Source organism: Rossellomorea sp. NRS-1567 (genome assembly GCF_050467885.1).
Taxonomy (GTDB): Bacteria; Bacillota; Bacilli; order Bacillales; family Bacillaceae_B; genus Rossellomorea; species Rossellomorea aquimaris_C.
Map to the genome: position 1 here is coordinate 12,616 of NZ_JBITPL010000017.1, position 16,712 is coordinate 29,327.

Here is a 16,712-nt window from a genome sequence, read left to right on the forward strand (position 1 = left end):
ACTGTGACGATTACTTCTCGCCAATGACTGCCACAGTTTGAAATTGTCTTGAATCTGGTCCTTTCACTAGTTTTACGTTGTTAAAGCCGACCTTTTTCATTAAGGGAAGTAATTGGGTGTTCAACATGTGATGGACTCCACTCCAGGTCTCCCCATTCTTGCCGGTGCAGAGTGTGATCGTTACGGAACCATTGTTCTTCAGAACCCTGTGGATCTCAGAAATGGTTTCGAACGTCAGGTCCCAAAAATAGATTGAGTGGATACTATAGATCTTGGTAAACATGTCATTGTCTAAAGGGATCTTACATACATTGCCTTGTATGAACGCAGCCCGCCCCTCTTTAATGGCTCGTCTATTCCTGGACTTTGCTGACCGGAGGATGGAATCCGACAGGTCGAGTCCGGCTGCATACTCGACATCGGGTAATTTAAGCAGTTGTTTGATGGCGTATCCTGCTCCACATCCAATCTCCAATACTCTCTCTTCCTTCGTTACATTTAGTAAGTTCAGTGTCCAGCGTGTTTCTGTCCGATGTTGCAAGACCATCTTTTCCCCAAAATATCGCCCCAGTATTCCTTTTGGTAATTGATATTGCAGATCAGCATATTCCTTTAATTTGCTTCGTATCATCTGGTTCTGATCCTCCCCATATACGGAATCTTAAGAAAAGTATAGTATAATCAACATATTAAACAAGGTGATAATCCTTATAGTTAGTATTAACTTTTTTAATAGAAGAGGGGGATCTATTTGGATATGAATCAATTAGAAGCTTTCGATCATGTCGTACGGTTCGGCAGTTTTAGTAAAGCTGCCAGGCATCTGAATCTTTCTCAACCTACGATTAGTGTCAGGATACAGGGTTTAGAGAAAGAGGTTGGAAGGGGTCTATTTCACAGAGTCGGAAAGAGGGTAGAATTAACAGATGCAGGGAAGGGGTTCCTGCCGTATGCGAGACAAGCCATTGAAATAGTCACGAACGGGATGGAAAAAGCGCGTCTCATACAAGAAGGGAAAGCGGGCCATGTTACGATCGGGACGCTTCCCACATTTACTTCCGGGGTATTCAGTTCAGCGATGGCTCATCTCAATACGTGGTCTCCCGAGATTCACGTCGAAATACACACGGGGCATAATCAGGAAATCCTAGAAATGCTGTATGACGGATTTATTAAGATGGGGTTAGTGACAAATCCCTACTATAATACAGACGTGAAAACCATCCTTACTCTAAAGGAACCGCTCATTTTAGTGGCACACCCTTCTCATCCACTTGCTTCAGCATCTGATGAAAATCGAAAATCCGCTGAAATCATAGAGAACAGTGATCCCTATATCATGGTGGATTGGAGTACTGAAAGTAAACATTGGCAGAAATCAATGACAAATCCAAGCATGAACTTCATAGAATTACCCCCACCCACTGCTTTGGATTTGGTTCTTTCAAACAAGGGAGTGGCCATGGTCACAGAATCAATGGTAAAGAACGGCTTGGAAACCAATCAGTTAGTCAGAATACAACCAGCAGACTTCCCATTACTGTATCGGGAAATCGCTCTGGTAAGTCTGGATTCTGAAAAGAGTTTATCCCCTGCTGCCAAGACGGTTGTTGAGGTCTTTAGATCTCGGACCGCGGTGGGACAGGCACCTTGTCCCGGGATGTCGGCGCCGTTCGGGAATAAGTAAGGAGATGAAGAGATTCCAACTTTCATTCCCATTCCCATGATTTTCACCGGCTATGTATCTTATATAAACAACACGGCTATTCCAATTAAAAGGAAGATCATCAGGATCGATAATATGATTATTCTTCTATTCATGTTAGCAGCCTCCTAAGGTGATGAAGTTCCCCTCATCTTAACATAGATTCTATGGGTCTTGATTCGCGTTCCAAGACAACGTGACAAAAGGCGGGGCAGGGAAGGTGTCATTTGACGGGGCCGGTAAGTGTTGAAAATGGTAAAAGGAAGGTGCCATCTTGCAGGATATAAAAAGCTACAGCACATTTAGAAAAATTGAACCGATCAACAAGGGTTGGTCCAGCGACAAGAAATATTATATTGAAACCGATACGGGCGAGAAGCTCTTGCTCCGCACGGCTGATCGTTCAGCCTATGGGATGAAAAAAAGCGAGTTTGAAATGATGAAACAGCTGGCCGGAAGGGGACTCCCCATATCGCAGCCGATTGATTTTGGCATTTGTGACAATGGCGATTCTGTCTATTCGCTTTTTACTTGGTGCGAGGGAGAAGACGCCCAGATCGTGTTGCCCAAGTTGACCGATACAGAGCAATATGAACTCGGGCTTGAATCGGGGCGGACCCTTAGGGAGATCCACTCGATTCCAGCGCCGGGTGACCAAGAAGATTGGGAAACGAAATTCAATCGTAAAGCGGATGACAAGATCAAGCAGTACAACGACTGCCCCATCAAAATAGAAGGCGGCGACCGAATCATTACATATATCGAGTCGAACAGGCATCTCCTTCGGGGGAGGCCGCAATCGTTTCATCACGGAGATTATCACGTGGGGAATATGGTCATTTCGCCGGAAAGGGAACTCTCCGTCATAGATTTCAACCGTCATGACTTCGGCGATCCGTGGGAAGAGTTCAACCGCATTGTGTGGAGCGCTTCGGTCAGTCCGCATTTTGCCACCGGCCAGCTCAACGGTTTTTTTAACGGAAGGCCGCCGGAGGAGTTCTTCAAGCTCATGGCTTTTTACATAAGCAGCAATATGCTGTCGTCCATTCCCTGGGCCATCGCTTTCGGTGAGGAAGAGGTGAACGTCATGAAGGCTCAGGCCAAGGAAGTGATGGGCTGGTTTGACGGTATGAATAAGCCGGTGCCGACCTGGTATTTGGAGGACTTCTATATTCAGTACATCCATCAGATCCCATACAAATTAAAGTCTCCTTTCGACCTTTCGTTCATCGAGCAATATGGTGAGGTTTTCAAGGTGTATGATGATCAGGATTCGGGCAATATCTGCTTCGGGGTGAAGGACGGGAATGAGAGGTATTTCATCAAATTCGCCGGTGCACCGACTGAGAGATATGCCGGCAAACCTGAAGATGCCGTCGCTGGTCTTACAGCTGCCGTTCAGGTGTATCGAGATTTGGCGCATCCTCATTTGATCCGGTTGATCCGTACGGAGGAAGTGGGAGGAGGATTTGCCGCCATATTTGAATGGACAGATGGTGAGTGCATGGGAAAAATATATCCACTGTCCAGGGAGAAATTCTTGCAGATGCCGGACAGTACCAGGCTTGAGGTATTCAACGACATCCTGGACTTTCATATTCACGTGATCAAGCAGGGATATGTGGCCATCGACTTTTATGACGGCAGCATCATGTATGATTTTAACAAGGAAAAGACCCTCATCTGTGATATTGATCTCTATTCCAACATACCCTATATCAACACGATGGGCAGGATGTGGGGATCATCACGCTTTATGTCCCCTGAGGAATTCACACGTGGTGCAGTGATTGATGAAATCACGAATGTGTATGGCATGGGGGCTACTGCTTTTGCTTTATTTGGCAGGGAAAAAGACCGGTCAATGGAAAAGTGGCGGTTGAGTAAGGAGTTATATGAAGTGGCGTTGAAGGCGGTGAGTGATGAGAGGGAGAAGCGTCAGCAGTCGCTAGCGGAGTTTAAAGATGAGTGGGATAGGGCGAGGTTTGTTAGACGTAAGGATAGTTTGTAATATGGCTTTGTAAATAGTAAAGAAACCAACAAGAATGCGCTTCTGTTGGTTTTTTATGTTTTATTAGGGAACTCCCAGTTTATGCCTACTAAAAGTAATAAACTACAGATGTAAAGAGTATGTTTATTAGCATTCGAATCGATTTCCAACACTAGTTATCGCCCACTAATCGTCACATTTAACAAAAATCCCCTAAACAAGTAACCGGACCTTCCTGTTATAGTTATAGTACAATGAAAGTTGAAATAAAGTAGATAAAGAATGTCTATTAATCTAGCGATGGTAGGGGAAATCAATCATGACACTGAAAAAGATAAAGAGCATCCTGTTTATGCTGCTTGGCTCGATATCCCTGGTGTTCGGGATTGCCGGCACTGTGCTTCCGGTTCTGCCGGGCGGCCCGTTTTACTTATTTGCCGCGTTTTGCTTTGCGAAAAGCTCCAAGCGGATCGATCGTTGGTTTAAGAGCACAGTCATATATGATAAATATGTTCTCGCCCTCCTTCAAAAGAAGGGGATGACCCGGAAAGAGAAAATCAGGATCAACGTGACGGCTGATTTCTTTATTCTGCTCTCAGTAGTGTTCGTGGATATCCTGTTTGTTCGGATCATTTTAATCGGGCTCGCTTTATATAAGCATTATTATTTTATAAAAAAAATCGAAACGATATATCCGGAATCGTATCAGGTGGAAAAGAGCCAGTGATCTATGGGATTACGGGCTTGTATTGAACCAAGGAGTTATTGGAGACAATGCTGAAAAGATATCAATTAAAAAGCGATTTCAGAGGGTTCAAAAAGGGGTCCCACTTCTACTTGATTGCTGAATCTGAGTATATTGGCATCAAGGAGTATGTTTTACGGACGAGAGACTTATCCAGGAGAATGATGATCTCTGAAAGGGAAATGGAGAAATATTTTATTCGTATGAAATAGAAGACCCGTCGATGAGACGAGTCTTTTTTTAATGACAAGATAAAGAACATTCGAACCTGGCATGATTATGACCTGTCCCTTTGGCTCCTATCCATTCACCTGCCTATCCAAAAATGCTCTAATTTCCTTATAAGCCCGTATCTCATTCCGCTTCTTCGAAAAGCCATGACCCTCATCCTCAAAAAGAAGATAATTCACATCGATCCCCTTTTCCTTCAGGTGGCTCACGATACGCTCGGATTCCTCCGTTTTCACTCGGGGATCGTTCTGTCCATGAATGATGAACATGGGTGTATTCATTTGGTCTATATACGTAATCGGCGAATCTCTTACAAGTTTCTCGTAATCATTATCCGGATTTCCCACCAACTGATTCATGAGTGGCTTCCAGCTCGCCGGAACGTTCTGTAAGAAGGTGAGTAGATTGGATATGCCAAAGATGTCTACGATACCACAGAAATACTCCTGATGTCTCCCGGCAAGGAGGAGGCTCATGTATCCGCCGTAGCTTCCACCCATGGCAAAGATCCTGCCCTTTTCCGCGATTCCTTCCTTTAGCAACCAACCCATTCCTGCTACACAATCGAGCCTCGGGCCGTCTCCCCAATTCTGTTCCACCATCTTTTCGAAGGAGGCCCCGTATCCCTTGCTGCCCCTGAAGTTCGGGGCGAAGAGGGTGTATCCGCTTTGGACCAGGTACTGAAATAATGGGCGGTACTTCATTCGCTCTACCTTCTGGGGACCCCCGTGTGGGCATAAAATCGTATATCCGTTCGCATGTCGGGGTCTGAACAGCAACGCTTCGATACTGAGTCCGTCATAGCTTTCATAGTGGATGACGTCCGGCTTGATCAAACTTCCTTCCTGTACGCCAAGCACTTTGGTATTGGTCACCTGGGTCCATTCACCGTCTGTATCCTTTTTGAAAATCGTATCGGTCCTGTCAGCTGACATGCCCAAAACAAAAAGCGATCCTTGTCCCGTGATGATCATTTTCTTGATGACATCACAGGGGGTGTCGATGGGCTCAGGTCTACCATCAGTAACATCATATTCGTATAGCCGATCTCTCACACCCTTTTCCGTGGAAACCACTAAGCGGCCCGCACTGAACTGGATAGAAGTGACTTCTTCCTTTTCCAAAGTGAAGACGGGTTGAAATTCATAGGTTGAGAGATTAAAAGAAGCGAGATAAGAAAATTCCTTTTCATAGTTGGTCGTAAAATACACGGTACCGTCGGCGAACAGAACATCACGGATCGTATGGGGGATGCCAGGATCCGGGACAAGTGGGATTCTCCCGTCAGTAGACTGATAGAATGCTGCTACATGGGTGTTGGAGTAGGTCTCCGTGAACACATAGGTCCCATCGGAAGACATGGCTGCAACCACGATCGGAGCTTTTTCCCCTTTTTGGATCAGGGTGGTTTGATTGGTTTGCAAATCCGTTTTGTAGATATTCAATAATGGGTTTTCGTGATTGGTAGAGTAGGCCATTTCATGATTCGTTGTAAAGCAGGCATGATAACAGGTCGCACTGGATTCCCCTTCATTGAAAGGCAGGGGAGTTCCTCCTGATAGGGGCAAATAATGCAGCTGATAGTTTTCATCTCCATCCTTCTCAAAGGTAGCGACGATGTAATCAGAACCGATATGGATGAGGCTGCTTTTCTGGTTTATCGTCGTCAGCGGATAAGGAAATGAATGGGGCAAATCCATGGCCCACAGGTTATATTCCCCGTTCAGATTGGTGCTGAAGACCAGCTTCTCCCCGTTTTCATTTACACTAAATGTGTTGATATCAATGGTTTGAAAGTATTGTTCAACTTCAGGCGATGGCAGACGGATAGGACATTCCTCCAGATGGATAAGGTATAGGTATATTATTCCATTTGTTGGTGGGGGATTCAATCATTAAAAGGTATTGCCCAACACCAAAATATTTGAAATAATTGACATTAACCGAACATAAAGAGTAAGGAGGGGGAAACGAAATGATGTATTTTTTTATTTTCGCCGGAATCCTGGTCGTATACTTTGCTATTAGGATTTGGATCGGTTCCAGGAAGATGGAGTTTTATGGAGATAGCATAAAGAATACGTCCCGAAGCCCAAGGGATGAAGCCTATGAAAAGTCCGCCCGGCATTCCCAACAAGCCATGAATCAGAATCACCATTCAGGTGGCGGTCCCAATGGTTAAGGGGAAGTTTGATTTGAAAAGAATGATAATGCTCCTTGTAAGCTTGATCACAGTCCTTTCTTTGTTAGGTTGTGCCGATGATGGAACGGAAATCATTAAAAGTGAGAAAGCTGAAGCCATTGCCACGGAACAATTTGAAAAAGATGTACAGGAACATAATGATTCAAGCTTTAAAAAAATCAGTATGGATGACGTGGAACTCCTTTCAAAAGAAACCCATTTCAGTAGTGATTCAAAGGCTTGGGAAATCACGTTTAATTATAAGGATGGGCTTACCAGGGAAGGTTCAGTAACCAACTCGATTGCTCATTACAGTGTAGGTCCAGGGGGAGATATCATAAGGAAGTCAACTTCATTCAAATGAAAGACGCAAGGCCCACGCACCTTTTGAGTGGTTCTTGCGTTCATTTTTTTATGAGGAAGGCGGCGGCAACAAGAAAATTCGACAAGGGGGATTAAATAAGTGAAAAAAAGCTTAATGAATTAACTTCCGGCACGATTAATCTGAACCCGGCATGATTATTTCAAATCAGGGACGATTATATCCCAAACCGGCATGATTATAGGTCTTCCTGTAAAAGAGAAGCTGGTTCACATACTAGAATAAGATTCAACTCTGCCCAAAGAAGGAATCGCATCCCAAAAACAAGTATATATATGTCAAAGGACTAAAAAAATCGCAAATCTAGGATGTGAAGGATGTTGAATAAATCGATGCTCCCCACTCTGATCGGAATCATGGCCGTCCTCTACATATTCATCATTCCCCAAGAGCCATTAGCATTGAAAATCGTTTTCAAGCTGATCCCGATGCTACTCATCATTCTCTACGCCTTCCGTCAGCTGCCCGCCAGACCGGCACCGGCCATGCGGCTTGTCATCATCGGCTTATTCTTCTGCATGCTTGGCGACGGGTTTATCGCGGTGTCATTTGTAGCGGGTCTCGGAGCTTTCCTTGTCGGACATGTCTTCTATTTAACAGGGTTTATCAAAATGTCACGTACGAACATGACGCGCCTAGCCTCCATTTTCCCGATTGGATTGTATTCCTTCATCATCGGACGCCAGCTGATTACCTCGCTCCAAACCGAAGGAAATGATGGACTGGTGATTCCGGTTATTGCCTATATGCTGGTCATTTCCCTGATGGCCCTAACCGCCATCCTGACCGATAACCTATGGGCAACTGCCGGAAGCATCCTGTTTGTCATCTCGGACTCCATCCTGTCATGGAATATGTTCGTGTCAGCGATCCCTTATTCGGATGTCCTGATCATGACAACCTACTACTCGGCGCAGTTCCTGATTGCGGTAAGCCTCGCAAGCCTAGGAAACTCGGTCAGTCATGAAGAGGGAAAAAGGTTGAACATGTAATCAGCGTTTGCGCCTGTCGAGGGGTCTCGCCAGGCGTGTTTTTTGAAAAATATTAAAAAAATCCAAACTTTATCTATATAAGAAACGTCTTATTTAGTGAAGATACATACAAAGCAGGTGAGTGTTTGAAATCCGGAACTATTTCTAAATCCGAGAAAGATCGACTACTAGAGAAAGCCATGACGGAATACGGAAATGATGTGTATTACATCGTCTATTCCTATGTGAAGGAACATAGCCTGTCGGAAGATCTGACACAAGAAATCTTCATCAAGTTTTATCAAAAGATGGATACCTTTCGCGAGGATTCCTCCCTTAAAACATGGATCATCAGCGTGGCTGTCAATCACTGCAAGGATTATTTAAGACGATGGGATACGCGTATGGTCAGTATATCGAATAAAATCAATGACATGGTCAAAGGGAAAATGGGCGCGCCGGAACAAACCGTGATCGAGAAGGAAAAGAATTCTGAGCTCATCCAGAGCGTTTTGTCTCTGCCAATCAAGTATCGGGAGATCATTTTTCTATATTATTTTGAAGAAATGAAGCTATCTGAAATCGGAGCCTGTATGGATTTGAACACCAATACCGTGAAGACCAGACTAACAAGAGGAAAAGCGCTGCTCGGTTCAACGATTAAACGGAATGAGGTGTATAAAAATGGATGAGCTTAAACGTTTGCGTGGTCTGATGAAAGAAGAAACCTTCAAAGGGCATGGTTTTACCAATAAAATGAGGGAGGACATCCTGAATGAGATTCATTCGAAACCTTCATCCAACGCTTTTTCATTCAATAAAAAACCGATATTCGCTCCGTTGATGTCCTTTTTATTCGTTGCGGCATGCCTCTCTTTATTCGTTTATTTCGGTGGAACCCAACTGGGACTCTTTGACGGAAATAACGCCAGTGCCCCTTTCTATCAATACGAGGCCAAAGATCGTCCTGAATCCCTTGGCGCAGAATTCAAGTTTCTCACAAAGGCTCCATTTGAAGTAGAGAAGGTCACAGCGGAAACAAGTGAGGATCCTTCAGGGAAAATAGAATTGGTGACCTTGACAGGCAAGGAAAGACAAACAATCAAACTGACGTTTCAATCCATTGAACCAGAAACCAATCTGACACTATACCAGGACGAAGTGAAAGTCGGCCAGTCCAAAGGAAGCTATTACGAGTCAGAAGGTCCGGCAAAGGTCAGTCACCTGATATGGATTGAAGGGGATGACATTAAATATGAAATGGAATATATGCCAGGAGGATCTGACGTCACTTTGTCTAAAAAAGATATGATTAAAATGGCAGAGTCGTTTCGTTAATCAAAGGAAAGGATGATGGATACGGATCCATCATCCTTTCCCTTTAATATGTTCCATACAAAACCTTAACGATATATCCATATTGGTTATAGGTCACTTCTTTCCACTGATTCCCGCCGTTTGCACTTCGATACATGATGATGGAATAACTGCCTGAAGCTCTCCGATAACTCTCCATCCAAGTGACTCCCCCTTGGCCGCCGCCATCTTCTACGACCTTTGTGTCATCATTCTCCGCTGCTGATGTATGCGTTACCCCTAAGGCAGCACCAGCAGATAGGACCATTGAACACGCAACCACATACCTTACTGAACATTGAAGGAAACCTATCACGATTGCCATCCCCTTTTGTTAATAAATGTATCTATTTAGTCGATCATACTATAAAATATCTTTCTTAGGACTAGGAGGTATTCTCTATTATTCGGGGGTGAGGAGCTCTGAATAGGACGATATCTTTATAATTCTTGTTGGGGTATTAATATGTTAATAATTCAAATTCACAATTATAGGTATCGCCTTTACATTTTCAATCGCCTTAGATGCAGAAAAACACGATTAAATACATAAAATCCCTATTATAGGAGAACGTTACAATTATCTAAACGATTAATGGGGGACGTAGCGTGTCTAGCAAGAATTCAAACATATTATCAGTATGTACTTTGGTTATTCCATGGTTCACAGCACCATTTTTAGGAAAGAAAGTATTTATCCGTTATACATCCGTAGCATTATTTACGAATGTCATCTGGAGTATCCTCAGCGTATTCGCCAATAAAAAGCGGTGGTGGAAAGCAGATCCATTTATCTTGAAAAATGTTCCCATCGATCTTCCATTTGTGGCGGGAATGTTCTTCATTACGACACTATGGGTGTTTAAGCTGACCTTTGGAAACTTTAAAAAGTATTTCGCTTTAAATGCCGTGATCGATTTCCTGCTGGCCTTTCCTGTTGTGAAGTTTTACGATCGAGTGGGTGCCTTTAAACTAAGAAAGTTGAGCTCCACCCTCTTTTACATGATTGTTCTGTCATTGGCTGTCATCATTTATGTCTATCAATGCACCATGGAAAGAGTAATGAAACGTATGACGGGAAAGCTGGGAGATTCGTGAACAAGTGACGGATGATCCACTATTGCTTCTGAAGCAAGAAAGCCTAAATTATATAACTTTTTTTGCAGTGACCATCAAAAGTTGTTGCTAGTCGTATAAAAAAGAAGTTTTGTCATCAAAGGTGTCTGTCCCTCTCAAATCTACTAGAAATGCATATAAATAGTAGTAGAGGGGAGGGATAGTTATGTTAAAAAACAATGTCGTGTATTATGATTCAGATGGCAAAATGGTAGATAAACTGGATATCCAGCAGGAAAGCTGCGACCGCACCATAGAGTATTGTGCAACCGCTATTGTTCCGGATGGATTTACTTTCAGATTCACTACGTTCGATAGCTTCACGGCCTGTTCTGATTTGAGTGCGCTTGTATGTATGCTAGAAGAGCAGGAGGCGGAAGGGACTGTTGAGAACCCATGCGGTGGCACTTTGACATGTCCTGTGGCGATCGATGCCGTTCGTCTGGTAGGTACCGCCAGATTTAATATTAACGTGGGAGACTTGACACCGATTGAAGGGGGACTTCAAATTGGTGATATTCCATGTACCCTTGCAAGCGATGTTTCCGTGCCGGTCAATCAAGTGATCCAAACGATCTGCAAAACGGAAAATTGTCAGGGGACCTGTTTTGATACGGTCGGCGCATTTGCCTTTGCTCCACAAGTAATCACCGATGCTTGCGGGCGCCAGATTGTGACCGTACGTGGAGGATTGTTCCTGCGTTTTCTTGGATGCTAATCAGAAAAACGGATTCGGTATTTATTTGTTGAAATTTAATAAAGTTGAATAATTTATAAGAAAGTTTGAGAGAAACCCTGTATTGATATAGGGTTTTTCTTATGGTCTTGAACTTGTGTTGTATTGTACAGTTAGAGGATCTGTTTAATGGAAGATGGCATTGATTAAAGTCTGGCCATTTGAAATAATTGGTAGTGTCAAATTTAACTTTAAATCATTGCTAAAAAATAGAACAAAATTGATAGGAGAATTTATGAATAATATATCACTTGTAGAAATGACGGAAAACGAGTTTGAACAGTACTTTTTAGATAAAATCCAACGGTATGCAGTAGCTTTATCCCAAAATGCTCCAGAGGATAATCAAGAATTTGAAATTAAAGCAAAAATACAACTTGGAAATTTGTTACCGGATGGAATAGGGACACTAGGTCACTATCTTTTTAATATTTATTGTGAAAAAAATAATGTAGGTTATATATGGGTTAAAGAAGACGTAGAAAAGAAAAGTGCCTTTCTTTATGAAATATATATTTTTGATGAGTTTCGAAATAAAGGATATGGATCGAGGGCCATGAAAAAAATTGAAGAGTGGATGAAGAATCATAATCTTTTGTTCTTAAAACTTCACGTTTTTGGAAGTAATATAGAAGCACGAAAATTGTATGAGAGAATTGGATTTGAAATTGCAGGAGTTAATATGATGAAAAAGGTTGAGTGAAGTGGAGAAAAGCCTAGAATTAGCTAGATAAACTCTAGTTTGTCTTGAAGGGTGCGAAAAGCGCCTTTTGCGCTACCTGGGAAGCATCAGAACCATCACAACACTTCCATAGTTGAACAAAAAGACGACAAAACGATACGATTCAGATTATTTACCAAAGAAGCGAGGAGAATTTTTTTGTGATTGAATTAAAATTTTTCGAGACATCGGATTTTCAGCAACTTACTAAATGGATAGAAACTCCGGAGTTTTTACTTCAATGGGGAGGTCCTAATTTTAGTTTCCCTTTAAATGAAGAGCAATTAGAGAATTACATGAAAAATGCTAATAAGACTAACTCTGATGTTTTAGTTTATAGCGTTATAAATAAAGAAAATGGTAATGTAATTGGGCATATATCGTTAGGCAGTATTGATCGAATTAATAAATCAGCAAGAGTAGGAAAAGTCATGGTGGGTGATAAAACAGTAAGAGGTAAGGGAATTGGTCAACAAATGATGACCGAAATTCTTAAAGTTGCATTTGATGAACTTAAATTACATCGGGTTAGTCTTGGGGTGTTTGACTTTAACTCTTCAGCAATTTCTTGTTATGAAAAAGTAGGATTTATAAAAGAAGGCATACTTAGAGATGCGAGGAAAATTGGTGACGAGTACTGGAGTTTGTGGGAAATGAGCATTTTAGAAAATGAATGGATGGAAAGAAATAAAGGTTAGTCTTATTGTGCTAACGGTTAAGATAGCTGAAAATCAGGCAAAGGGACTCCCGAAAACTTTTTCAGTATTCCATAGTGTAGTATGAAAATTATTTATTGAGGTGAAAAATGTCGATAAAAGGGCTTAATCATTTCCTGTTTTCAGTTACAGATTTAGAAACGTCCATTGAGTTTTATCACAAAATATTCGATGCAAAATTATTAGTAAAGGGTAGAAAAACGGCTTACTTGGATGTACAGGGAATGTGGTTTGCTCTTAATGTAGAGAATGACATCCTCCGCAATGAAATACACCAATCCTACACCCATATTGCCTTTTCCATTGAAGAAAAGGATTTTGATAGTATGTACGACAAACTAAAGAAATTCAATGTAAATATCTTGTCAGGTCGCCCGAGAGATGAAAGAGATAAAAAGTCCATCTATTTTACAGACCCGGATGGCCATAAATTTGAATTTCATACAGGTACATTACAAGACAGATTGGATTACTATAGAGAAGAGAAGACACATATGAAGTTCTTTGATTAAAACGGTGACCACGATAGGAGGACGATTAATACATAACCGAACAAAATGAATATTGAAGGGAAGTATATGATCTTGATTCTTAATAACAAAAACAATCCATCTTTCTTACCCGTATTAGACCACGTAAACAGTACGTTTCATAAAGTAATCTGTTCAGGGGCATCCACTCTTATCATTCATAAGGATTCAATTGTGTTGGAACAGTACATCGGGAAACAGTCGACTGCTAATGAGGCTAGAATCGTTCAGGCGGATACTCAGTTTCATGTAGCTTCAGTGAGGAAGAGTTATATCGGCTTTGCGGTTTCTTATGCGTTGTTTTATGGTTACATAAACAGCATAGATGATCTGGTTTTATCCTATTTGCCTGAACTTGAAGAGACTATCTGGAAAGATACAACAATAAGACATGTACTTAACCATACTCATGGATTAAAACAAGAGGGGAATAGAACCGTACGAGAATTTGCTCCTGGCACAAACTGGTCTTATAAACAAATTGGCATCGAGGCACTAACTCAGATTGTAAAACGCACAACAAATAAATCAGTTGCAGATATAATTCATGAAAACGTCTTTATCCCATTGGGTTTTAACGAATCCAATTGGTATTCAAAGAAACACGAGCAGCTAGTTGATGTGATGTTACGCTATGAAGGCGATGAAGACTGGAAGACAAGTGAAAGCACTGAAGGCGACAAAATGAATATGTATGTATCCACCAGGGAGTTAGCTTACTGGGGGTATCTCCATCTTAAAAAAGGGAAAATAAATGGAAAGCAAATGGTTCCCGCAGAAATCATAGAAATGGCCACTTCTCTTCAAAGTCCATCCACCCTTCCTAAAGAATTGCCTCAAAATGGTTTCTTATGGTTTGTAAAAGATTTACCTGCCCAAAAAACAGAGATAGGTCACCATGTCCCTAAAGGTTCCTATCAAATACTTGGATTCACAAATTGTACCTTATTAGTTATTCCTGAAGAAGAGATTGTTGCTGTTCGCATGTTTAATAGTTTTGGCTCCCCTGAAGGCTATGATTACTTATCTGATGTAAGATCGTTTGGCGACACGATTATGAAGTGTGTAACTAATGAATCTAAAGTAAGTTTATAGTGGATATCTGGAATCCGAGTCTTCCATTATTGGAGGTTAATGGAGGAAGACCCAGAGTTATTATTATTTATAACCCTTTGCTTATTTGTCCGGTTATTGACCTTCTTCAACTATTCGACATGTGAAATAAGATGTTGTTCTTGTTAAATTGAACCTGAAATGATTAGGGAGGCTAGAAAAAAATGAAAAAAACAGCCGTTCTATTATATCCTCAGTATAGTGAATATGAATTAAGTGTTGCATTATCCATTTTAATGCAGGGAGGAAAACCAGTAGTTACTGTAGGGGGAAATATGCAGCCGATCAGAGGGGAATCAGGATTAACTTGCTTGCCCGATACCACAGTTGATGAGATAAACATTGATGAGATTGATAGTCTTTTATTAACAGGTTGTATGGATGTTTTTGCATTGGAAAATGAAAAAACTTTAATAGAATTTATAGGTGACATCGAAAGTAAGGTAACTATAATTGGAAGTATTTCAAGTTCGCCTTACCTACTTGCAAAAGCTGGGGTTTTAAAAGGGAAAAGATATACTATTGGGATGACGGAAGAAGATAGGGGGAAATCTGTCATTTTAGAAAAAGAAAATTACTCGGAAGAACTAGTTGTTCAAGATGGGAAATTGATTACTGCACGGGGAAGAGGATTTATAAGATTTGGAGTGTGCTTCGGAAAAGCATTAAATCTTGAATTTGATGAGAGTTGGTATAGAGAATAATATTTTGGTTGTTCAGTGATTGCTCGAATGCTCACCATTTTTTCATAGATAAACGTGCGGTTAAACGAAATAAGTTAGTGAAGGAGTTCATAAATTGAATAATTTCGCACTGATGTGTATCTTGCTTCTACTAGGTGTAATCGTTGAATTTATCGGAACGACATTCACTACATATGCTAAGAAAAGAAGAACTTTTTCATTTATAGTGTGGGGTGTTCTATTAATCACCTTCATTGTACTATGGTTTCTGGAAAATTCTTAATTCTACCCTGGATTAATAAGTAAACAGTTCTTATTAGAGAAGATGAAAATAAATGTTAGGTAAAATTAAAGCACTACCTGAAAAAGTGGCATTTACAATAGGTTTATCTCTAATATTATTTAGTCCATTTTGTATATTTTTGATGTCATTTCTATTCCCATTAGGTAATGGGAAAAAGATGATTATAGGAAGTGTTGCTTATTTTTTTGCTATTTTATTGATACTAAGTGCGGCTGATAAAAGACATTCTAGAATTGGTAAGTAAATGCGAGAAAGGCCGTGAAGTTATTTGACAGGTTATAAAGCAATCCTATTCGATCTGGATGATACCTTACTCAACAGGGATCAGGCAGTGGATCAAGATTGATACCATATGTCGAGATCGATTCTTTTGCTAGATTAATAAGTTATATTACAAGATGCCAACACGCCAGAGGTGAAAAAAGATGATTTTTGTATTCGATTTAGATGGGACGATTTGTTTTAAAGGAAAACCCTTGAGCCAGGAGATATGTGATGCATTAAATGTTTGTAAGCAACAGGGACACGAAGTTGTTTTTGCTTCAGCCAGGCCGATTCGTGATTTATTACCCGTTCTTCCTCAAGAATTCCGGCATTTTCGGATGGTTGGTGGGAATGGTGCCTTTACGTATGCAGATCAGGAGATTAAGACCCGTACTTTCGCAGCAGAAACAATAAATCATATAAAACAGATCATAGAAACCAACCAGCTGACTTATCTGATAGACAGTGATTGGGATTACAGCTACACAGGAGATCGTCTTCATCCAATATTCCGTAATCTTGATCCTGAAGAGCGTGCTGTAAATCAGCCATTGGCTCAACTATCAAAGATCACGAAAATCGTATTATTTACAAGAGATCAAGCTATCAAACAACAACTGCAGAAGCTATCTGTACAAGTATACGAACACGGGGATGAAGAGCTCATGGATATATGCCCGTCAGGAATTCATAAGGTGGATGGCCTGAGACAACTAGGCATACTTCCAGGTGAGTTTATTGCATTCGGAAATGACCAAAATGACTTAGAACTGTTTCAACACGCAAAGTACAGTGTTTGTGTGGGGCAGCATCCTATAAAAGAATTTGCATCCACTTCCATAGGGATTGAGGATGTTCCAATCAAATAAAAGAAATCAGTGAATTATATCAGCAAAGAGGACTGATGCTGGAAAGTTGATGTGTATTCTGCTAGAGCATCGTAATCTAACTTTAGTGGAGGTAAATA

At 41.2% G+C, this 16,712-nt stretch carries 21 protein-coding genes; 18 read left to right on the forward strand and 3 right to left on the reverse strand.

What is annotated here, in order from left to right; genetic code table 11:
- Positions 1 to 10: 10 nt before the first annotated feature.
- The gene (locus tag ACIFOD_RS12600; RefSeq protein WP_430314954.1) at positions 11 to 631 is read right to left on the reverse strand and encodes a class I SAM-dependent methyltransferase; all 621 of its coding nucleotides are present in this window, start codon (positions 629 to 631) and stop codon (positions 11 to 13) included.
- Between the two features lie 126 nt (positions 632 to 757).
- On the opposite strand from ACIFOD_RS12600, the gene ACIFOD_RS12605 reads away from it, so the two are divergent.
- The 4 genes from ACIFOD_RS12605 (at position 758) to ACIFOD_RS12620 (ending at position 4,652) form a co-directional block, all read left to right on the forward strand.
- A complete protein-coding gene (locus tag ACIFOD_RS12605) occupies positions 758 to 1,687 on the forward strand; it encodes a LysR family transcriptional regulator (RefSeq protein ID WP_430315078.1) in 930 nt (309 codons plus the stop codon).
- A gap of 292 nt (positions 1,688 to 1,979) precedes the next feature.
- Positions 1,980 to 3,716 (forward strand): phosphotransferase, encoded by a 1,737-nt coding sequence (locus ACIFOD_RS12610; protein WP_430314955.1) that lies wholly within the window; start codon positions 1,980 to 1,982, stop codon positions 3,714 to 3,716.
- A gap of 298 nt (positions 3,717 to 4,014) precedes the next feature.
- Entirely contained in the window at positions 4,015 to 4,422 is a 408-nt protein-coding gene (locus ACIFOD_RS12615; protein ID WP_262371814.1) for a YbaN family protein, read from the forward strand.
- Positions 4,423 to 4,469: 47 nt separating this feature from the next.
- Positions 4,470 to 4,652: a hypothetical protein gene (locus tag ACIFOD_RS12620; RefSeq protein WP_430314956.1), complete on the forward strand. Its 183-nt coding sequence runs from the start codon at positions 4,470 to 4,472 to the stop codon at positions 4,650 to 4,652.
- Positions 4,653 to 4,739: 87 nt separating this feature from the next.
- On the opposite strand, the gene ACIFOD_RS12625 is transcribed toward ACIFOD_RS12620, so the two are convergent.
- A complete protein-coding gene (locus ACIFOD_RS12625) occupies positions 4,740 to 6,563 on the reverse strand; it encodes a prolyl oligopeptidase family serine peptidase (protein ID WP_430314957.1) in 1,824 nt (607 codons plus the stop codon).
- A gap of 83 nt (positions 6,564 to 6,646) precedes the next feature.
- Between ACIFOD_RS12625 and ACIFOD_RS12630 the strand changes: the two genes are divergently transcribed.
- From ACIFOD_RS12630 to ACIFOD_RS12650, 5 genes are all read left to right on the forward strand, one after another.
- The gene (locus ACIFOD_RS12630) at positions 6,647 to 6,853 is read left to right on the forward strand and encodes a hypothetical protein (RefSeq protein ID WP_430314958.1); all 207 of its coding nucleotides are present in this window, start codon (positions 6,647 to 6,649) and stop codon (positions 6,851 to 6,853) included.
- 22 nt (positions 6,854 to 6,875) lie between these two features.
- Complete coding sequence (locus ACIFOD_RS12635; RefSeq protein WP_430315079.1) at positions 6,876 to 7,217, forward strand: hypothetical protein; 342 nt, start codon at positions 6,876 to 6,878, stop codon at positions 7,215 to 7,217.
- 335 nt (positions 7,218 to 7,552) lie between these two features.
- Positions 7,553 to 8,227 carry a lysoplasmalogenase gene (locus tag ACIFOD_RS12640; protein ID WP_430314959.1) on the forward strand — a complete coding sequence of 225 codons (675 nt, stop codon included), beginning with the start codon at positions 7,553 to 7,555 and terminating at the stop codon, positions 8,225 to 8,227.
- A 125-nt stretch (positions 8,228 to 8,352) separates the two neighbouring features.
- Positions 8,353 to 8,898: a sigma-70 family RNA polymerase sigma factor gene (locus ACIFOD_RS12645; protein ID WP_397552271.1), complete on the forward strand. Its 546-nt coding sequence runs from the start codon at positions 8,353 to 8,355 to the stop codon at positions 8,896 to 8,898.
- The gene (locus ACIFOD_RS12650; protein ID WP_430314960.1) at positions 8,891 to 9,544 is read left to right on the forward strand and encodes a hypothetical protein; all 654 of its coding nucleotides are present in this window, start codon (positions 8,891 to 8,893) and stop codon (positions 9,542 to 9,544) included. The genes ACIFOD_RS12645 and ACIFOD_RS12650 overlap by 8 nt, the downstream gene beginning before the upstream one ends.
- A 43-nt stretch (positions 9,545 to 9,587) precedes the next feature.
- Here the strand turns inward: ACIFOD_RS12650 and ACIFOD_RS12655 are convergent, their stop codons facing one another.
- Positions 9,588 to 9,887, reverse strand: a complete 300-nt coding sequence (locus ACIFOD_RS12655; protein ID WP_430314961.1) for a hypothetical protein — start codon at positions 9,885 to 9,887, stop codon at positions 9,588 to 9,590.
- A gap of 284 nt (positions 9,888 to 10,171) precedes the next feature.
- Here ACIFOD_RS12655 and ACIFOD_RS12660 point away from each other — a divergent pair, with 284 nt between their 5' ends.
- The 9 genes from ACIFOD_RS12660 to ACIFOD_RS12700 all read left to right on the forward strand — a co-directional run bounded on the left by ACIFOD_RS12660 (position 10,172) and on the right by ACIFOD_RS12700 (position 16,614).
- Positions 10,172 to 10,660: a hypothetical protein gene (locus ACIFOD_RS12660; RefSeq protein WP_397552274.1), complete on the forward strand. Its 489-nt coding sequence runs from the start codon at positions 10,172 to 10,174 to the stop codon at positions 10,658 to 10,660.
- Positions 10,661 to 10,844: 184 nt separating this feature from the next.
- Positions 10,845 to 11,396: a hypothetical protein gene (locus tag ACIFOD_RS12665; protein ID WP_430314962.1), complete on the forward strand. Its 552-nt coding sequence runs from the start codon at positions 10,845 to 10,847 to the stop codon at positions 11,394 to 11,396.
- 154 nt (positions 11,397 to 11,550) lie between these two features.
- The gene (locus ACIFOD_RS12670) at positions 11,551 to 12,117 is read left to right on the forward strand and encodes a GNAT family N-acetyltransferase (protein ID WP_430314963.1); all 567 of its coding nucleotides are present in this window, start codon (positions 11,551 to 11,553) and stop codon (positions 12,115 to 12,117) included.
- Between the two features lie 179 nt (positions 12,118 to 12,296).
- A complete protein-coding gene (locus ACIFOD_RS12675) occupies positions 12,297 to 12,833 on the forward strand; it encodes a GNAT family N-acetyltransferase (protein WP_430314964.1) in 537 nt (178 codons plus the stop codon).
- Between the two features lie 107 nt (positions 12,834 to 12,940).
- Positions 12,941 to 13,363 carry a FosM family fosfomycin resistance protein gene (gene fosM / locus ACIFOD_RS12680; RefSeq protein ID WP_430314965.1) on the forward strand — a complete coding sequence of 141 codons (423 nt, stop codon included), beginning with the start codon at positions 12,941 to 12,943 and terminating at the stop codon, positions 13,361 to 13,363.
- A 66-nt stretch (positions 13,364 to 13,429) separates the two neighbouring features.
- A complete protein-coding gene (locus ACIFOD_RS12685) occupies positions 13,430 to 14,476 on the forward strand; it encodes a serine hydrolase domain-containing protein (protein WP_430314966.1) in 1,047 nt (348 codons plus the stop codon).
- Between the two features lie 182 nt (positions 14,477 to 14,658).
- The gene (locus ACIFOD_RS12690) at positions 14,659 to 15,198 is read left to right on the forward strand and encodes a DJ-1/PfpI family protein (RefSeq protein ID WP_430314967.1); all 540 of its coding nucleotides are present in this window, start codon (positions 14,659 to 14,661) and stop codon (positions 15,196 to 15,198) included.
- 314 nt (positions 15,199 to 15,512) lie between these two features.
- Positions 15,513 to 15,725: a hypothetical protein gene (locus ACIFOD_RS12695; RefSeq protein WP_430314968.1), complete on the forward strand. Its 213-nt coding sequence runs from the start codon at positions 15,513 to 15,515 to the stop codon at positions 15,723 to 15,725.
- Positions 15,726 to 15,906: 181 nt separating this feature from the next.
- On the forward strand, positions 15,907 to 16,614 hold the full coding sequence (locus ACIFOD_RS12700) for an HAD-IIB family hydrolase (protein WP_430314969.1): 708 nt from the start codon (positions 15,907 to 15,909) through the stop codon (positions 16,612 to 16,614).
- Positions 16,615 to 16,712: the final 98 nt, after the last annotated feature.

Bases quoted from the DNA above. Each gene is read 5' to 3' on its own strand.
- ACIFOD_RS12600 (WP_430314954.1), bottom strand. From the start codon at position 631: ATGATACGAAGCAAATTAAAGGAATATGCTGATCTGCAATATCAATTA.
- ACIFOD_RS12605 (WP_430315078.1), top strand. From the start codon at position 758: ATGAATCAATTAGAAGCTTTCGATCATGTCGTACGGTTCGGCAGTTTT.
- ACIFOD_RS12615 (WP_262371814.1), top strand. From the start codon at position 4,015: ATGACACTGAAAAAGATAAAGAGCATCCTGTTTATGCTGCTTGGCTCG.
- ACIFOD_RS12620 (WP_430314956.1), top strand. From the start codon at position 4,470: ATGCTGAAAAGATATCAATTAAAAAGCGATTTCAGAGGGTTCAAAAAG.
- ACIFOD_RS12630 (WP_430314958.1), top strand. From the start codon at position 6,647: ATGATGTATTTTTTTATTTTCGCCGGAATCCTGGTCGTATACTTTGCT.
- ACIFOD_RS12635 (WP_430315079.1), top strand. From the start codon at position 6,876: ATGATAATGCTCCTTGTAAGCTTGATCACAGTCCTTTCTTTGTTAGGT.
- ACIFOD_RS12640 (WP_430314959.1), top strand. From the start codon at position 7,553: ATGTTGAATAAATCGATGCTCCCCACTCTGATCGGAATCATGGCCGTC.
- ACIFOD_RS12650 (WP_430314960.1), top strand. From the start codon at position 8,891: ATGGATGAGCTTAAACGTTTGCGTGGTCTGATGAAAGAAGAAACCTTC.
- ACIFOD_RS12655 (WP_430314961.1), bottom strand. From the start codon at position 9,887: ATGGCAATCGTGATAGGTTTCCTTCAATGTTCAGTAAGGTATGTGGTT.
- ACIFOD_RS12665 (WP_430314962.1), top strand. From the start codon at position 10,845: ATGTTAAAAAACAATGTCGTGTATTATGATTCAGATGGCAAAATGGTA.
- ACIFOD_RS12670 (WP_430314963.1), top strand. From the start codon at position 11,551: ATGGCATTGATTAAAGTCTGGCCATTTGAAATAATTGGTAGTGTCAAA.
- fosM (WP_430314965.1), top strand. From the start codon at position 12,941: ATGTCGATAAAAGGGCTTAATCATTTCCTGTTTTCAGTTACAGATTTA.
- ACIFOD_RS12685 (WP_430314966.1), top strand. From the start codon at position 13,430: ATGATCTTGATTCTTAATAACAAAAACAATCCATCTTTCTTACCCGTA.
- ACIFOD_RS12690 (WP_430314967.1), top strand. From the start codon at position 14,659: ATGAAAAAAACAGCCGTTCTATTATATCCTCAGTATAGTGAATATGAA.
- ACIFOD_RS12695 (WP_430314968.1), top strand. From the start codon at position 15,513: ATGTTAGGTAAAATTAAAGCACTACCTGAAAAAGTGGCATTTACAATA.
- ACIFOD_RS12700 (WP_430314969.1), top strand. From the start codon at position 15,907: ATGATTTTTGTATTCGATTTAGATGGGACGATTTGTTTTAAAGGAAAA.